Origin of the sequence: Nonlabens dokdonensis DSW-6 (assembly GCF_000332115.1) — a bacterium.
GTDB lineage: Bacteria > Bacteroidota > Bacteroidia > Flavobacteriales > Flavobacteriaceae > Nonlabens > Nonlabens dokdonensis.
Genome location: NC_020156.1, coordinates 3,399,939 through 3,417,585, shown reverse-complemented (window position 1 = coordinate 3,417,585; position 17,647 = coordinate 3,399,939). Strand labels below are relative to the sequence as shown.

At 33.2% G+C, this 17,647-nt stretch carries 17 protein-coding genes; 6 read left to right on the top strand and 11 right to left on the bottom strand.

The genetic code is table 11. From position 1 onward, the window contains the following. Nucleotides 1-2 precede the first annotated feature (2 nt). The 11 genes from DDD_RS15010 to DDD_RS14960 all read right to left on the bottom strand — a co-directional run bounded on the left by DDD_RS15010 (nucleotide 3) and on the right by DDD_RS14960 (nucleotide 11,572). A complete protein-coding gene (locus DDD_RS15010; protein ID WP_015363793.1) occupies nucleotides 3-590 on the bottom strand; it encodes an alpha-ketoglutarate-dependent dioxygenase AlkB in 588 nt (195 codons plus the stop codon). A 223-nt stretch (nucleotides 591-813) separates the two neighbouring features. Continuing rightward, nucleotides 814-1,428: a toxin-antitoxin system YwqK family antitoxin gene (locus DDD_RS15005; protein ID WP_111474768.1), complete on the bottom strand. Its 615-nt coding sequence runs from the start codon at nucleotides 1,426-1,428 to the stop codon at nucleotides 814-816. A 297-nt stretch (nucleotides 1,429-1,725) separates the two neighbouring features. After that, on the bottom strand, nucleotides 1,726-2,139 hold the full coding sequence (locus DDD_RS15000; protein ID WP_015363791.1) for a hypothetical protein: 414 nt from the start codon (nucleotides 2,137-2,139) through the stop codon (nucleotides 1,726-1,728). A 22-nt stretch (nucleotides 2,140-2,161) separates the two neighbouring features. After that, the gene (locus DDD_RS14995; RefSeq protein WP_015363790.1) at nucleotides 2,162-2,707 is read right to left on the bottom strand and encodes a hypothetical protein; all 546 of its coding nucleotides are present in this window, start codon (nucleotides 2,705-2,707) and stop codon (nucleotides 2,162-2,164) included. A gap of 146 nt (nucleotides 2,708-2,853) precedes the next feature. Next, complete coding sequence (locus tag DDD_RS14990) at nucleotides 2,854-3,714, bottom strand: hypothetical protein (protein ID WP_041567207.1); 861 nt, start codon at nucleotides 3,712-3,714, stop codon at nucleotides 2,854-2,856. A gap of 317 nt (nucleotides 3,715-4,031) precedes the next feature. Continuing rightward, nucleotides 4,032-4,394: a hypothetical protein gene (locus tag DDD_RS14985; RefSeq protein ID WP_041567206.1), complete on the bottom strand. Its 363-nt coding sequence runs from the start codon at nucleotides 4,392-4,394 to the stop codon at nucleotides 4,032-4,034. Between the two features lie 150 nt (nucleotides 4,395-4,544). Further along, nucleotides 4,545-5,927, bottom strand: a complete 1,383-nt coding sequence (locus DDD_RS14980) for a DUF6602 domain-containing protein (protein WP_015363787.1) — start codon at nucleotides 5,925-5,927, stop codon at nucleotides 4,545-4,547. Nucleotides 5,928-6,725: 798 nt separating this feature from the next. Further along, a complete protein-coding gene (locus DDD_RS14975; RefSeq protein ID WP_015363786.1) occupies nucleotides 6,726-8,174 on the bottom strand; it encodes a hypothetical protein in 1,449 nt (482 codons plus the stop codon). Between the two features lie 5 nt (nucleotides 8,175-8,179). Then, complete coding sequence (locus tag DDD_RS14970) at nucleotides 8,180-9,370, bottom strand: hypothetical protein (protein ID WP_146250816.1); 1,191 nt, start codon at nucleotides 9,368-9,370, stop codon at nucleotides 8,180-8,182. A 474-nt stretch (nucleotides 9,371-9,844) separates the two neighbouring features. Beyond that, complete coding sequence (locus DDD_RS14965; RefSeq protein WP_015363784.1) at nucleotides 9,845-10,795, bottom strand: isopenicillin N synthase family dioxygenase; 951 nt, start codon at nucleotides 10,793-10,795, stop codon at nucleotides 9,845-9,847. 24 nt (nucleotides 10,796-10,819) lie between these two features. Continuing rightward, the gene (locus DDD_RS14960) at nucleotides 10,820-11,572 is read right to left on the bottom strand and encodes a phosphatase PAP2 family protein (protein WP_015363783.1); all 753 of its coding nucleotides are present in this window, start codon (nucleotides 11,570-11,572) and stop codon (nucleotides 10,820-10,822) included. A 104-nt stretch (nucleotides 11,573-11,676) separates the two neighbouring features. On the opposite strand from DDD_RS14960, the gene DDD_RS14955 reads away from it, so the two are divergent. From DDD_RS14955 to DDD_RS14930, 6 genes are all read left to right on the top strand, one after another. Beyond that, nucleotides 11,677-13,677 (top strand): alpha-ketoacid dehydrogenase subunit alpha/beta, encoded by a 2,001-nt coding sequence (locus tag DDD_RS14955; RefSeq protein WP_015363782.1) that lies wholly within the window; start codon nucleotides 11,677-11,679, stop codon nucleotides 13,675-13,677. Between the two features lie 61 nt (nucleotides 13,678-13,738). Further along, entirely contained in the window at nucleotides 13,739-13,948 is a 210-nt protein-coding gene (locus DDD_RS14950; RefSeq protein WP_041567205.1) for a hypothetical protein, read from the top strand. A gap of 40 nt (nucleotides 13,949-13,988) precedes the next feature. Beyond that, nucleotides 13,989-15,098: an NAD(P)/FAD-dependent oxidoreductase gene (locus DDD_RS14945; protein WP_015363780.1), complete on the top strand. Its 1,110-nt coding sequence runs from the start codon at nucleotides 13,989-13,991 to the stop codon at nucleotides 15,096-15,098. Then, entirely contained in the window at nucleotides 15,082-15,816 is a 735-nt protein-coding gene (locus tag DDD_RS14940; RefSeq protein ID WP_015363779.1) for a methyltransferase domain-containing protein, read from the top strand. The genes DDD_RS14945 and DDD_RS14940 overlap by 17 nt, the downstream gene beginning before the upstream one ends. Continuing rightward, complete coding sequence (locus tag DDD_RS14935) at nucleotides 15,800-16,852, top strand: type III polyketide synthase (protein ID WP_015363778.1); 1,053 nt, start codon at nucleotides 15,800-15,802, stop codon at nucleotides 16,850-16,852. Before DDD_RS14940 ends, DDD_RS14935 begins: the two co-directional genes overlap by 17 nt. Further along, nucleotides 16,846-17,628 (top strand): SDR family oxidoreductase, encoded by a 783-nt coding sequence (locus tag DDD_RS14930; RefSeq protein ID WP_015363777.1) that lies wholly within the window; start codon nucleotides 16,846-16,848, stop codon nucleotides 17,626-17,628. The genes DDD_RS14935 and DDD_RS14930 overlap by 7 nt, the downstream gene beginning before the upstream one ends. The last annotated feature ends 19 nt before the right edge of the window (nucleotides 17,629-17,647 follow it).

Genomic DNA, 17,647 nt, shown 5'->3' with positions numbered 1-17,647 from the left:
ATTTATTGAAAACCTGCTTCTCTAAAGGTAATATTTATTCTTCCCTTTTTATAGATAGGGTTTTGAAGTAGGCTGTGCGTATACCGTTCTTGACAATAGGCGCCCATGACTAGTAAACTTCCATGAGCCAAATCTAGCTTGTAATCTTCATCAGTTTCTTTATTACTAAAACTAAACGATCTCACTTCTCCTAAACTTATAGATGGTAAAATCGTGTTGTGACCTGATGTTTCTTGATCACTGTGGTATGGCGCAAAATATTTTCCGTCAGGATAATACAAGCACATAGCAAGATCAAATTCTTTATCTAGGTAGCCCTCGACCTTATTTTTTAGTTGTAACATCAGCCCGTTCCAAAGGTGATTTTTACCATGAATTTCTTCTGGATGGCTGTTGAGTTCCTTTAATTGTTTTGTTACAAATAAAATTTTGTAACTATCAGTTTCTATCAGTTGGCCACCAGCGCGAATGGTAAGTCTTGATTGATCTAATTTGTACTCCTCAATTAAGTTGGTATAAAGTTGCATCGCCTCCTCATCACTTAAAAAATCACTTATGTAGTCTACGGTGCAGTTTAAAGGTAGTTTCATTAATGCGATGCGTATTTAATTAAAAACAATGTGGATCAAAGCTTTAAAATTAAGGTAAAGATTTTTTAACTAAAAGATAAAATCCATCTCAATTTTAAAAGCCTTTGCCATAGCAAAATCAGGACTCATTTACGATGATTCTTACAGAAGTACTCTAGTGATAAAATAAAGCAGATGTTGCTTATTTTTTACCACAGTACTTTGTTGTGCATAGTTATTTTTTTTATTCAATATAATGTTTTTCAGTTTTTCTATTAGTCAGCTTGCCACTTTTATCAAATGTTTTGATTATCGTTTTCTTCTTTTTATTCTCATAAATTTGATATTCTTCCAAATCGCTATTTTCATCGTAATAATTAACACGATTATAGTTAAGAGTGAGGTTTTCATAAAAGTATTGAGCTCTTAAAGTTCCATTTTTTCGGTATTCTTTAATTTCTATCGGTTTCCCATTTTTGTATGTTCCTTCAGTCCGCTTATTTCCGTTTACATAAAAATCTGTTTCTTTTCCATCGCAAACTTTCTCGCAATTCAAATAAGTCCAACGTTTTGAATGTAATTCGTTTCCGCCTGCAAAAAGAATTTTTGGAATTCTAACGGTGTCATTTTTGGTTTTTATTGATGTTGTGTATTGAACAATCCAATCATCAATTTCTTTATAGACTGTTATGTGATCATAATTCAATTTCGACATTGAGAAAATTTCAAATTCAGGTTCAATAATTTGATTTGAACAGGCATCATAAAATACTAAATTCAGTTTTTCCTTCGCGCTGTTTTGGCTAAAACATGAAAAGTTTATAATTAGCAAAAAGATTAATTTTAGTACTGTTTTCATAATTATGCACAACATTGTTGTATTTGGTTTGTTGCATGTTTATGCATTAAAGTTAGCAAATAAATCACAGATAGAAAGTCCGAGAGGACTTTCGTAAGTAAGCTATAACTAGCAATGAAGTATTAATTTTTTCAGTTTTATTATCAAAAATATCGTTTCAGATAAGCTCTTAAAACAAGCCTTTGCCATAGCAAAATCAGGACTCATTTAAGATGATTCTTACAGAAGTACTTTAGTGATAAAATTAAGCAGATTTTACTTGTTTTTTAGTACAGTTCTTTGTTGTACACAGTTTTTTTATTCTTTTAAAGGAATTCCATACGCTCCGCTTTTCGAAATTCCTTTAGAATATGACGTTTTGGTTTCCAAATCCATTTTTAAATATTCAGTTCCTTTAATTAAAATTTGGACAATGTTGTCTTTCCAGTCGATTTTTATATCGCTTTCAACAAGGTCATTTACAATAGAATATTCATTTTTATATTCACATAATAATGGTGGTGCATAATCTTGGTCGTGATTTATATAAGCCTCTATTTCGTTACTATCATCAATTAAAGTTCCACGAGAACATATAAATCCGTCAAATTCAATTTCATCTCTATTGTCAGTTATATCAATCACATATGCCCAAACAGAATGGATGTCTCCTTTAACAAGAATACATTTGTTCATTTCGTAATCGTATTTGGATTCTAAAAGTGCTTCCATACTTTATATTATTAGTCAGTTTTTATTTCCAAAACTCCCAGCATTTTTTTGAGTCATCTGTTTGGTTCTTATTATCAGAATAACCGTTATAGTTTAATACTAATTTTGCGTAATGATTGACTAGAAAATATTTATGTTCAACATATTTTTCAATTTCTTTTTCAATTCTAGGGCTTTTGAATTTTATCAAATCACAAAAAACGATTCCCTGTATTTCATAAATAAATTCCATTTTTTTGCATTCATTGTATGCTATTAATTCCATTTCTTTATCGCCATTCCTTATTTCGTCAATAAGACTAGCCCATTTTATTTTTTCAAATGATGAAGATGATTTTTTTAATTGTTTGAAAATTGCTGGTATAGATTTTTCGGACTTTATAAGAACTAATGTTTCTGCAATTAAATAGTCATTATCAGTTTCTAATAATTCAATTAGTCGTTTTTCTATATATTTCATTTGCTCTTGATTTAATTCCGCAATTATATCTTCATTCGAAAAACAATCTCTTTCTTCTCTAGTTTTTGGTGGAATAATTTTCTTTAGAAGTAATTCGTTTTCTCTCATTGGCAAATTGTCTACAACGTGTTTGTGTATGATTTCGTTGCGTGTTTAAGGACTAAAGTTAGCAATAAATCACGGATAGAAAGTCCGCGAGGACTTTAGTAAGTAGTCTATAACTAGCAGTGAATTATACAAGGTGTTAGCACCAGTTATTTTTCCAGTTCTTTGTTAAATCCGAGTTTTATATATTCTTTTTCTCTTTGATTTAATTCACGTCCTTTAAAATCACCAAATATTTTATATGAATCCTCAAGAGTATTTACTCCAATATCAAATGCTGCTCGTCCCCATTTATATAGTGCTACTCCGAGTTTAGTACTAAAAACTCCTGGCTTAATTTGAATTCCGTCATATTCCTTTCCTTTAATTTCTGTAAAATAATCAAGTTTTCCACCTTCTTTTGTTTCTGAAAGTATAATCCTTTTTAGTTCGTTTTGGGATGGAATTTTAACTTCTGTGGTTTTCGTTTCTCCTAATTTTTCTTTTTTTATTAATGATATTACAGCTTTGTCTATGTCGGCATTGGTTATAATTTTAAATTTTTTGTTGTTAAAGTAAAGTTTGCCATCTTTGATTTTTGCATTATCATCAAATTTCGAATCGATGATTTCTTTTGCACGATTTTCCGTGATTTCTCCTTTTAACTTGCATTTAAATTCAGACTTTTTATTTGTTCCAATATCAATTACGACAAAAACTCTTTTGGGTTCATTGACAATTAAAATCATATTGGAAATTTGTTGATTTTTTGTAATAATAAAAAAGTCAGAAGGTAATTCTGTTGCTGACTTTTCGATTTCATTCAGAGAAGGACTATTGGAAATATAAACTGAAGAATTTTTATTTTCAATGTTGTTTTCTAACGTATAATAATTGGAAATCAAATTGAAGTCGTCAAATTCTTGTTCATTAGTACTGATCGAATTAAAAATCGGATTTCCATTCTTATCAGTTTGTGAATAGACATTTCCGATAGTCAAAATTGTAAATAATATTATTAGGTTTCTCATTTTTTTCTAATAAGTGCTAACGTTGATGTATAAGATTAGTTGCATGGTTTAAGCATTAAATTCAGCAAATAAATCACGGATAAAAATAAATATAAACTCCGTGAGGATTTTCGAGAGTAGGAGAGAATTAGCAATGAATTATTGATTTTTATCAGTTTTATTATCAAAAATATTGTCTCAGATAAGCTCTTAAAACAAGCCTTTGCCATAGCAAAATCAGGACTGATTTACAATGATTCTTACAGAAGTACTCTAGTGATAAAATTAAGCAGTTTTTACTTGTTCTTTACCACAGTACTTTGTTGAGTCGAGTTTTTTTATTCAATTGATAGTCTTTCTCCGGTTTTCGGTTTTATGTTATGTTCATTCGCTTTAAGATGATATTGGAAAATCCGATTTTGGTTTCTTTCCACAATTTTTTCTTTAGTTTTGTCCAAATTCGAAACAGTTTTGAAATTCAGATGAATTGGTGTTTCGGTTTCGTTTGGAAACCTGGTCAACTTATCAATCGCCAATGTCTCAATAATTCGACTTTCCACAATCCAAGTCAGTTCCGTTTCTTGAGATTTTAAAATCGTTCCTTTTGAAAGTCCATCGTGAATATTTTCCACTTCGGCTATTATTCCAAATCCAGAAATATTCCACGTGTCTAATATTTTAATTGTCTTAATCAATTTCATTTCTCAAATGACACACAACCCTGTTTATAAGATTAGTTGCGTGTATAAGCTTTAAAGTTAGCAAATAAATCACAGATAGAAAGTCCGCGAGGATTATCGTAAGTAGGCCATAATTAGCAATGAATTATACACATTGTTTTGTGCAGTATTTTAGCCTTCATATCGATAAGTATGACCTCCTTTTTTTATAACCATACCTTCTTTTGCTCCATCCATTGACTTTTTAGGCTCTCCCAAATTTCTAAATAGAAAATCTAGATGTATGTATCTTTCATTGGTTGAAAGCTGTGTTAAATTTATTTCGGATGAATAGTGATAATGTCTTTTGATTGTTACTACTTGAATAACTCCAAATTTATCAATTGTTGTTTGTTTAAATTTATAATCGTGTTCCCAATGATATGTTCCGCCTTTTGATAACTTCATAATTCCTCCAGCTTTATCATTTTTTCTTCTTTTTGGGAAACAGATGAAACGACTTTGGATTTTTAAATTTTTATAAGGTTCAATAGTTAAAGGGTATTCTAAACCATTTTCCGATACTGGTAAAAAGAAACATAGATTTTCCGAGGTCAAAATACTTATACTATCAATATAAACAGGAAATTTTTCTTCATTAATTATGGTAACTTCCATAATAGGTTCTGAAGTCATCAATGATTTTTGTAGAAACTTATACTTAATTTTTTTTAACCAATTTTGTTTATAAACTTTTTCATAAACTCTTCGGTCAACAATTAGTTTTTCTTTGGGTGTTCCTGAAATGATTTTGTCATGCTCAATTTTATCTAAAATCACACTTTGAACTACTTCAATTTTATTAAAATCGTGAAAATTCTTTACATATTCATAAAACGTCGCTTTGTCAGGGTTCAAGGTTTGAAGCAAAGCTGATAAGAACATTACTATTTCAAAATTATTTTTGCGACTTATAGTTTCATAATAATGAGAGGTGACTAATTCTGTATTCGTATTTGCAACTTTATAATTACGTTTAGCATGAAACCAATAGCCCTTATCTACAATTAAAATAATTTGGATAGCTGGGTCAGTATGAAAATTAACATCATATTTTTTGATTCTTTCAAGCTCATTTTCTTTTTTTAAATCAGAAGAATATGCGAATAAAACACGAAAAACTTTTTTTGACCTACTATAATCGAATTCTTTTAATTTATAGAATTTCTCAATAGTAGTTTTAATTTCTGTTGCATTTAGTTTTGTTTTTACTTCAAAAATATATCTGCAAGATTCAATTGGCATTACATCTACACTCTTACCTAATGTTGTTTTTGGCAAGCCATGTTCATCATGAATAAATAAGTCAGTTTCTGCAGAAATGCGTCCTCTTGGGTCGACTATTTTACCACTACCTATTGACCATTGTTTATTTAAATATTCACTTAAAAAATTGCCAAATAATTCCTCATTCACTCTTCCTTTTAAACCTGAATGGTCTAACGAATTAGCAGTTTTTGCTTTCTTTAAAAAGTCTGCTATATTATCAAATAAGTTATCTAGGATTATTGACATCTATTAAGTTTCTTCATATTGCACACAACTTATTATATCTACCCAAATATACTCTTTATCCCTTATAACTTATCGAGATAAACGCATGTTTTAGTTGTCATCATCTAGGTTAATATTTTTTAAATGTGATAAGAAACAAGACGTTGTATTCATCTTTTTTCTTAATTATTAATCTCAATGTTCTGCACAATTGACCGTATACTATTTTAAATGTTTCTTACTAATTCTATCAAAGAACTCATATTTCATTTAAGATTAAAAGTTTGAAAATTTTACAAAGTATAGAAACGGAATGAAACCGCCTTACATAGTTATTCTAAAAGTTCGGTTCTGCAGCAATCATAGAATTATGCTGTTTGAGAGATGTGATCTCGCTTTCGCGAAAGCGAACAAATAAAAACAAAAAACCACCCTATTTTTAAAGATAGGACGGTTTAAGTCTTTGGGGAATAAGAGACCTAGGTCATGGAGATGTATGTGTGATCCTAATCCTCTAGGGTATCATCGGTGGCATTAAGTTGCATTCTTTTTATAAGAAAACATAAATGGTGACTTACTGATCTTAAAAAGAAGTACTCTTCAATTTAAAATGGAGTGACTACAACTTAATAAAATAATAGTTCTTAAAAAAACGGTGTTATCCATTTAGAATTTGTACTGCTATATTTATTGTTAATGAGAGTAATCACTATTTCAAAACCATTTGAGTAGAAACCTGATCGATTCATATTTGAGTAAGTCAATTCTTAAAAATCTAACAATTAAATCTTTTTTGATTCAGCAATTAAGTGCTAAAAATTACCATGTCATCTTATTGAACCAATAGCGATCTCCATAATTTGTAATGTAATAAACCATCGCATAATCATCTACTGCTTTAACAGACCGAGGAAGTATTAAAGGCGTGGTAGACGTTCCATGATCAAAAGGAATTATAGATGGCCTATTAAAAGTTACATCGTTACCTCCATAAAAAGAGCTCATGGTGATGTAATTATCATTATTTGAAAATACACGTAATCCGTTTTCTAAAATTAAAGCAGTCATTGAGCCTTGTTCTTTTGCACCATTTTTATATTGCTTAGATTTAAATAAAGGAGTAAAACCTTTCAAAGAACCTTTGCTGTCAAAATTTACTAGGATACTTGAGCCATAGGTATATAGATAATCTAATTCAGTAGACATTTTGTTTCCTGTTTTTCTGAATTCATGATCGTATAAATATTTTTCTCCAATCAAGTAAATGTCATCTCCTTTTACTTCTACATCGACAACTTTTAGACTTTTTAAATCTGATTTATCCAGTGTGTCACTCCATTCATGAATTCCTATAAGTGTATTTGTGTTTACATCATATAAAAAAGCGCCATCATTATCACTACCTTCTTTACTATTAATTCTAATAACTGATGACTTACCATTCCAGAAGAACCCTGTTAACATAGGTGTACCATTTACATTGATAAGTTGTAACTCCATAGGTAAAAAGCCATCTTTAGAGAAATCGATAGTCTCTAGATTTTCACCATTAAAGGCTAACAATTTATTAGCTCGCCTCTTTTTACTAGCATCAATAGTTTTATTTATCAACACAACACCAGAGTTTTGTAAAAAGACGTCCTCATCATATGATCGAGAACTATCAAAAGGCAATGTTTCACTTTGTTCCCACAACAAATTTAGTTGCATATCATACACCCAAATCATAACTTTTTCTTTTGTTTTCTTAACAAAAGGCATATTAGCTACAATAGCAAATTTTGTTTTGTCTGATGAAATAGCGATACTATAAAACCCAGATTTCGAGTATTTTTTAATGGGAAATGAAGCAAGAATTTTATTTTCACTAACGCTGGAGCTTTTGTTACTATAAACCTGAGCATTTACATTATGCTTTGCTTGCTTTTTATGCATTACGGTAGATAAGAAAATTAACTGGTCTCCGACCTCAATAACCTCTTCCAAATCTGAAGCACGTAAACCCAATTTTGGTAAATTGAAGGAAATCTTTTCCCCATCTTTCATGCTTTGGTCGTATTTAGTTAACACCATGGACTTATTATTATCCATCATCACATTATCTAAGTGATGTAGCACTGTAAAACCGTATGCAGATGGAAAATGAATACTGTACGTATCCTTTTCACTTTCTTTTTCAAAATAGGAACTAGATTGCGTATTGAAAACCTGCGCAAAACCAATACTTAGAGTTAGGCAACTAATTAAGGTAAATACTATACTTTTCATGGATACTATAATTTATAAACTTGTTCTTCAAGTCTTGTGAATGCACTTTTCTCGCCATTATTTAAATCTAAATCAATACGACGCTCTTGGAGCAAAGCTAATGTTTCTTCAGCTTGAACTTTATCCTTTAAACTAATATCGACTTGCAACAAATTATAAAAAATCATGACAGCAACTTCTTTATTCATCAAAGCTTTTTTATTTGCATAATCTATTTTTGCTAATTCAGATTTCCAAATCTCTCTTACTGCGATAAGTTCATCAATAGCGCGCTGTCGTGTTTCTCCAGACACATCTTTCTTCAATTTTCTATAAGCAGATATTGCTTTTATTTTAGCATTTTCTAAAATATCATATTTGCGTTTTTTGTTTTTTGGAAACTCAATAGTAATCGAGGACTGTACTGGAATAAAACCGAATTCTTCATTAATATAATTGCTTATATGATTCATGATTTTGTTGACGTTATTTTTTTCGTAACGTTCTAAATTAATTGTATTACTATTTGAAGAAGTTAAAAACTGAAACTCTTCATCAAAGTTTTTCTCATCAATCACGGTAGCTCCTTTCATAACTTTCAAGTTTGTAGGTTGTGCATAGAACGTTTGTCCACCATTATCCTGAAAAACCATTTTAGATATATTAATTACAATTAATAAGTCACTTCCTTTTTCATATCCCATCAACTCCACATTATCTGCAAGAACTTGATTATCAAAAATAAGATGGTCATCTAAGTTAGGTTGCATATATACAGGTTCTCTCGGTTCAACATACGTAGGTTTTGACGGCACTTTAAGTTGCGGCTTTTTACCTTGTTCGGTTAAGGATAATCGTTCAAAAAGCGTTAAAGCCTTAAAGTTTTTCATTTCTTTATCATAGCGTGCTTCTGCTTTTGCAACATCTTCATCATGTCCAGCTAAGCGCTCTTCAAATTCTGCTTTGCTATCCTTAAGTACTTGTGCAAAATTTGCTTTTTCAACTTCAAACTCTGCTAAAGACTGTTTGTTAAGCTCTTCTACGGTAAGTGTATAAGGGGTTTCAACAATTACTTTGTAACTTTTAATGGATTCTTCTAAAGGATTATTAGGAGTTTTAACATTAAAGTAGCTAATGCTCTCAGACATTGTTCGTTGTGCAACGCTGGATAATGAGATTGCTATACAAGCGAAAGCTAATAGGTATTTTTTATTCATCTTAAAATATTTAATAATGTCCTTATTATTTAGTTTGAAATTATTTTCCGTTTCTAATCTAGAAATACTAATCCCATTGAATTAAAACATTGATTTTGACAAATCTAAACAATTTAAATAAGGATTAAAGAGTATTGCAGTAGTATAATGATACCTTTTCCTACTTTAAATTTAAACATGTATCAAGAAAAGGATGAACCAACCTTTTGAATTTAATAATGTAATAATGAGAATAGTAATAGGACTTATTTGTTCGAACCATTAATTGTGCATTACTTTTTATTATCTCGCTTTCGCGAAAGCGAAACTATCACCCATAAAAAAACCTGCTAAAATGAATTTCTAGCAGGTAATATAAGTTTTAAGAAGAACTAACTATCTAACTAAACTCTTGAATCTAGTTTCTTGTCTCCTGAATCTTAACTCTTGATTCTAGTTTCTTGTTTCTTAAATCTACCCTTCGGTCTCTAGAGTTTATTTCTTAATCAATCCTATCTCAACAAGTCGCTGGTGCAAGAATTCTCCAGCGGTAATGTCTTCGTATTGTTTAGGATTGTTCTCGTCTATACATTCTTCTAGACAGTCCAGTTTCATATCGCTACGTGGATGTAAGAAAAACGGAATGGAATATCGGCTGGTGTGCCACAATTCTCTTGGTGGATTCACTACTCTGTGAATGGTAGAGCGCAATTTATTATTAGTATGTCGCTGTAACATGTCTCCTACGTTAATTACCAGCTCGTCTTCTTGTGCAATGGCATCGATCCACTCGCCAGCACGGTTTTGTACTTGTAATCCTGGAGCGCTGGCTCCCATAAGAAGCGTAATTAAGTTGATATCGCCGTGTGCGCCAGCACGAACAGCGTTATCTGGCTCTGACGTAATAGGTGGATAATGAATAGGTCTTAAAATAGAGTTTCCATTACTTGCCCAGTGGTCAAAGTAATGCTCGTTAATACCGATGTGAAGTGCCAGTGCACGTAACACATAGATACCAGTTTTTTCTAACATTCTATAGGCTTTCATTCCTGTAGCGTTAAATTCTGGTAATTCTTTAACAATCACGTTGTCTGGATAATCGTCTTCTATAGTAACATCTGGCGCTACTTCCTGACCAAAGTGCCAGAATTCCTTTAAATCTCCTTCTTTTTTACCTTTGGCATGTTCCTTACCAAAGGAAACATAACCGCGCTGGCCGCCTAAATCTTCTCGTTCATAACCTAACTTAGTTTCTTTAGGAAGCTGGAAGAATTTCTCTACTTCAGAGTAAAGTTGTTCTACTAACTCGTCTGATAGGAAATGGTTTTTTAAAGCTACAAAACCTATATCTTCATAAGCCGAACCTATTTCGTTAATAAACTTTTCTTTTCTTTTAGGATCATCGCTTAGAAAGTCTGCGAGATCTACACTTGGGATATTAGTCATGGTACTACAGATATAATTTTTTATTTAGAATCGTATGGAGGTAGCAAGAAGCAGCTCATTGCCATTATACAACGGCGCTATTTGCAAATTTACATGAGATTCTTTGATATTATTCTTAAAGATAACATTCTTTATGAAAGGATAAAGCCAGTAACCTATTTTTGTTGATAAAATACCTATTCCAGCGCCGGCAAGCACGTCACTAAACCAATGCTTGTCATTATAAATACGTAAAAATCCAGTAGCTGTCGCAACCGTATAACCTGCGATACTATACCAGGGCGATAAATGACCGTATTCTTGATGTAAAAACTCTGCCGCAAGAAAGGAAAGTGCGGTATGTCCAGAAGGAAAACTACTTACAGACCTGCCACTAGGTCTTCTTACCGAGGTATTATTTTTAATTAATCGGACAGTAGAATACATAAATAGGCTTGAAGTTCCTAAAATGATGCTTTTATCCAGCAGGTTATTTCTACCTTTTATTCCTGCTAAATCCAGACCATAGACCGTAAGTATAGGAGCTACTACAGAGTAGTCGTCTATACCTATTTTTACACCATCTGGTTCTAAACTGGTTCTTATGTCGCGATCCCACTGCCTTATGGGATCGTTTTTAATCCCAAAGATCCCGTAAGAAATCAAACCAGCAGGAAGAATTAAGGATTCATACTTAAACTTTACATCTTTTTGAAATGGGAGAGAATCGGCTTGTTTTTTTTGACCATGTGAATAAGTCGTTACAAAAACTAAAAAGACAATGAGGATTTTTTTCATTTCAAAATTTGTTAATACAAAGTTAGTAAATGAAAGCGAGTATCTAAAAGCATGTTATTATTAAGAACATAGATTATAGTACATTTGGTTAACAGTCCATACATATGATAGATTCTAACCCTACAGATTTTAAAAAGTTATATCGCAATTCTTTAGAAAATGAAGTACTTGTAGATTTATATAAGAAAATGCTCTTACCTAGATGTATTGAAGAAAAAATGCTCATTTTACTACGTCAAGGCCGCATTTCCAAATGGTTTTCTGGTATAGGCCAGGAAGCGATCGCGATAGGAGTGACCGCTGCGATGCAAAAGGAAGAGTACATACTACCTATGCATAGAAACTTAGGTGTTTTTACCACTCGAGAAATTCCGCTATGGAAGTTGTTTGCTCAATGGCAAGGAAAAGCAGATGGTTTTACTAAAGGTCGCGATCGTAGTTTTCATTTTGGTACACAGGAGTATAAGATCGTTGGGATGATTTCGCATCTCGGTCCACAATTAGGCGTGGCAGATGGTATTGCTCTTGCCCAAAAATTGAAAAACACTGGTCGTGCAACTGCAGTTTTTACTGGAGAAGGAGGAACGAGTGAAGGCGATTTTCACGAGGCATTAAACGTTGCAAGTGTGTGGAGTTTGCCAGTGTTGTTCTGTATAGAAAATAACGGCTACGGTTTGAGCACTCCTACCTCAGAGCAGTATAACTGTGAAAACCTTGCAGATCGTGCGTTAGGTTATGGGATGGAATCGCACATTATCGATGGCAATAATATCGTAGAAGTTTACACAAAAATTTCGGCTATTTTAAATGATATAAGAGAAAATCCGCATCCAGTGTTGATTGAATTCAAGACCTTTAGAAGACGCGGTCATGAAGAGGCTAGTGGCACAAAGTATGTTCCAGATGAGTTGATGGAGTATTGGGAAGAGCGTGATCCATTGACGCGCTTTGAGCAGTATTTGTTGGATGAAAACATCATTACCAGCGATCAGGTTGCTCAATGGAGTGAAGAATTTAAACAGGAGATTAATGATGGTTTGGATCTCGCTTTCGCGAAAGCGTTACCTCAAACAACTCCTCAACAAGAACTAGCCGATGTTTTTGCTCCACACACTCATCAACAAGTCCAGCCAGAGAATTCTACTCAAAATATACGTTTGATAGATGCCATAAAGGATGGACTAGAAGAAGCCATGGATAAATACGATGATCTTGTAATCATGGGCCAAGACGTAGCAGAATATGGTGGTGTTTTTAAAATCACAGACGGTTTTGTAGAGAAATATGGAAACCAAAGAGTAAGAAATACGCCTATTTGTGAAAGCGCAATCGTAGAAGCAGGTATGGGATTGAGCATTGCAGGAATGAAAGCAGTTGTAGAAATGCAGTTTGCCGACTTTGTAAGCAGTGGTTTTAATCCGATTGTGAATTACCTAGCAAAGTCATATTACCGCTGGAATCAAAAAGCAGACGTAGTCATAAGAATGCCTTGTGGAGCTGGAGTAGGAGCAGGACCATTTCACTCGCAGACTAACGAGTCTTGGTTTTATACTGTTCCTGGTTTAAAAATAGTGTATCCATCTTCTCCAGCAGATGCTAAAGGATTACTGATTGCATCTATTGAAGATCCTAATCCTGTTTTGTTTTTTGAGCATAAAGCATTGTACCGATCTGTTTATGATCATGTTCCCGATGGTTATTACAATATAGAGCTAGGTAAAGCGTTTACCATAAGTGAAGGAAATGATGCCACTGTCATCACTTTTGGAGCAGGAGTTCATTGGGTAAAGCAATTCATCGACAAAGAGCAGCTTGATATCGATCTTATTGATTTAAGAACTTTAGTTCCTTTAGATAAAGAAATGATTACCGCTTCAGTTAAGAAAACGGGAAAAGTCTTATTAGTTACAGAAGATAACTTAACCGGTAGTGTTATCAGTGATGTTGCGGCTTTTATAAGTGAAGAGTGTTTTGAATTTTTAGATGCGCCAGTAATGAGATTAGGAAGTATTGACACACCTATTCCTTTTGAAAAAGGACTGGAAAACAACTATCTACCTACGAAGTATCTTGAAGAAAAATTAAAAAAACTGCTTGATTATTGAAATTTAGTATTTTAAAAACATACTTTTGAAATTCCCTGAGTGAACTTAATATTATGAAATTATGAAATTTATGGATGAAGCGGATAATTTCCGTTATGTACTCTGGGCGTTGACCATCATATTTGCGTTTCTTGTATTCTTCGGACCTAATCCAGAAGGTGGTAGCTTAATGCCTACAGCCATTACATTATTAACTCTTTTTTCTTCTTTACTAGTGATTTATCTTATTCTTAAATTTATACAGAAAAGAAAGTATCGAGATAATGATTAAAAAAATTCTTAATTGATAACCTAGCCACTATCTTTGAATAGTGCAAAAACAATACGATATAATAATTGCCGGTGGCGGACTTTCAGGTCTGACAGCGGCAATTTTATTTTCTAGAAAGAGTAAAGTTCTTTTCATTGATCCTGATGATTATCCACGACATAAAATGTGTGGCGAGTATTTGAGTAATGAAGTGATTGATTTTCTAAAAACACTTGGTATTGATCTTGATCAAGAAAGTGCTGTTAATCTGGAGCATCTAAATTTTACTACATCAAATCATCAACCATTGACTTGCCACTTACCACAAGGAGGAAAAGGTATTTCTAGATTTCATTTAGATCATTTGTTGTATCAAAAAGCTATTGAAAAAGCCACCTTTTCACAAGATAAAGTGCTGGAAGCGAGAATTGAAAATGATTCTTTTCAAGTAAGCACAAGTACTGAAGAGTATACTTGCAAACAGTTTTTAATGGCCACGGGAAAACGCTCCTTGCTTGATAAAAGATTAGAAAGAGACTTTATTCAACAAAAATCGCCATGGCTAGCGGTAAAAATGCACTATAAGCACGATATGGATGATAACTTAGTCGAGCTTCACAATTTTGAAGGTGGCTATGCTGGAGTTTCTAAAGTAGAAAACGGTCATGTGAACCTTTGTTATCTAGCTAGTTATGATTCTTTCAAAAAGCATAAGAATGTGACCGACTTTAATAATCAAGTACTTGCAAAGAACAAGTCTTTAAATGTCTTTTTAAAAAATGCCCAACCGGTATGGGAACAGCCTATTACTATATCTCAAATATCTTTTGAAAAGAAAGAACCTGTAGAGAATCAAATTGTCATGCTGGGCGATACAGCAGGATTGATCCATCCCTTATGCGGTAACGGAATGGCAATGGCTATTCATAGTGCAAAAATTGCTTATGAAGAATTACAACCATTTCTCGAAGGTCAAATTAATAGAGCGCAGGCACTAGATAATTATGCCGTGACTTGGAAAAAAACTTTCCAGAAACGTTTAAAAATAGGTCGTATCCTGCAAGGAATTTTACTAAACCGTACTTATACAAAACTCGGTTTATGGTTTCTACGTAGATTTCCATCTCTCTTATCAACGATCATAAAAAGCACACATGGGAAACCTATCTAAAATTAAATACGTTTCTGATGTGCGCAACACAGATCCAGAGTGGATGGATGATCCTGCGCTCGATGAAGTAACTCTTCAAAATGCTGTGGATGATATCAATAAGGTCAACAATCTTCTAGGCGGATTCAAATTTATGCTTGATGCTGTTAAAAAGGAAGTTGCTAAGTATCCAGATCAAGAGCTTACTATTGTAGATGCAGGTTGCGGTGATGGCGAGATGCTTCGATACTTGGAAAAGCATCTAAAAAATGAAAAGCTAAGCTTTTTAGGATTAGACTTTGCAGCTCGTTCTATAGAAAAAGCGCGTTTAAAGAGTGATGGATTGTCTCGTTTACGCTTTCGCGAAAGCGATATTCTTAAAATACAACCTCAAGATATAAGTTGTGACATTTTGATCAGTTCTTTAACGATGCATCATTTTAATGATGTAGAAATCGTAGAATTTCTAACCAAATTTAAAGAGATTACTACTAAAAGTATTATTATCAATGATTTGCACAGACACCGACTAGCGTTTCTGTTTTTTAAATATTTAAGTCCTATTTTTATAAAGCATGAGATTTCAAAACACGATGGATTGATCAGTATTGCATCAGGTTTTAAAGTGAATGATTTCAAAAAATATGCTACAGCAATAGGCATTACAAATGACCGATGGACATGGAAGTGGTCGTTCCGTTTTATATGGATAATTCCAATAGATGAGCGTAAAAATTAAAAGTGTAGCGACAGTAACGCCGCAGTATTATAAGGAGACCAAGGATATTTTACCATTTGTAGAAGAATGGTTATCAGGTCAGGACGAGCGTTTGAGACGTAAAACCATCAAAATTTTTGAAGGTGCTGGCGTGGATAAACGGTATTCTATTATGGATCCTATTGAAGTGTTTACCAGAACTTCTTTTCAGGACCGTAATGAGATTTATAAAAGAGAAGTGGTGCCACTGGCTCAAAAAGCGGTAGAACAAGCTCTTGAAAAAGCCTCGTGGAACGCTCAAGATCTGGATTACATCATCACGGTAAGTTGTACAGGTATTATGATTCCGTCTATTGATGCGTATTTAATCAACTCCATGAAGATGCGCCAAGACATTGTACGGTTGCCAGTCACAGAAATGGGTTGCGTTGCAGGGATATCTGGATTGATCTATGCAGAGAATTTTTTAAAAGCAAATCCTAATAAAAAAGCTGCGGTTATTGCCGTTGAAGCTCCTACAGCAACTTTTCAATTAGACGATTATTCCATGGCAAATATGGTAAGTGCAGCAATCTTTGGCGATGGTTGTGCTTGTGTATTGCTTTCTTCTTGTGAAGAAGATGAAGGACCAAAGATCAAAGCACATGAGTTTTACCATTTTCCAGATGCGACACACATGATGGGATTTGATCTGGTCAATAGTGGTTTACAAATGGTCCTTGACAAAGCCGTTCCAGAAACTATCGCGAGTCATTTTCCTGCGATCATTCATCCGTTTTTAAAAAAGAACGGATTGACTATTGAAGATATAGATCACTTGGTTTTTCACCCAGGCGGAAAAAAAATCGTGCAAACAGTAGAAGAATTATTTCATAAACTAGGTAAAAATATAGACGATACTAAAGAGGTGTTGCGCATCTATGGAAACATGAGTAGTGCGACGGTTCTATTTGTTTTAGAACGATTTATGAGTCGTGAGCTTAACAAAGGCTCTAAGGGATTGATGTTAAGTTTTGGACCAGGCTTTACTGCTCAAAGAATATTGTTAGAATGGTAAATGACTTTAAAAATAAGTATGCGTTAATCTTAGGAGGCAGCAGCGGTTTGGGTTATGCGAGTGCCTTGAAGTTGGCTCAGCATGGCATGAATCTTATTATCTTTTATCGTGCCTCAAGATTGCAAGCTGATGAAATAGAAGCGAGATTTGAAAAGTTAAGATCTTTAAATATTCAATTACTCACTGTTAATAGTGATGCTACTAGAGAAAATAAGCTATCAGAAAACTTATTAAAAATAAAGGGTTTTTTGAACGATCATAAGTTAAGTGTCTTTCTTCATAGTATTTCAAAGGGTAATTTAAAGCCTATGACAGGCGACAACACACTTTCTTCAAATGATTTTCAGCAAACGATTCATTCTATGGGAATAAGTCTATACAGTTGGACAAAAGCGCTTTTTGAAGCTCATTTATTTGCGAAACCTGCTAAAATCTTAAGTTTTACCAGTGAAGGTAGCACGCGACCTATGAAATCTTATGCTGCTGTAAGCGCAGCAAAAGCTACTTTAGAAGCTATTAATAGAAGTATTGCGATAGAATTTGCACCATATCAAATTACTTCCAACTGTATTCAAGCCGGTGTAACGGACACATTGAGTTTGAGTATGATACCCATGTATGAAGAATTGAAACAAGAAAGTTTGAAAAGGAATCCGCATGGAGAATTAACCACTCCAGAACGAGTAGCAAATGTGGTATATTTAATGAGTAGGGAAGAGGCCAGCTGGATCACTGGAACTATTATAAAAGTTGATGGTGGTGAGAGTTTGCAGTAAAAATAAAGGTGAAATAAAA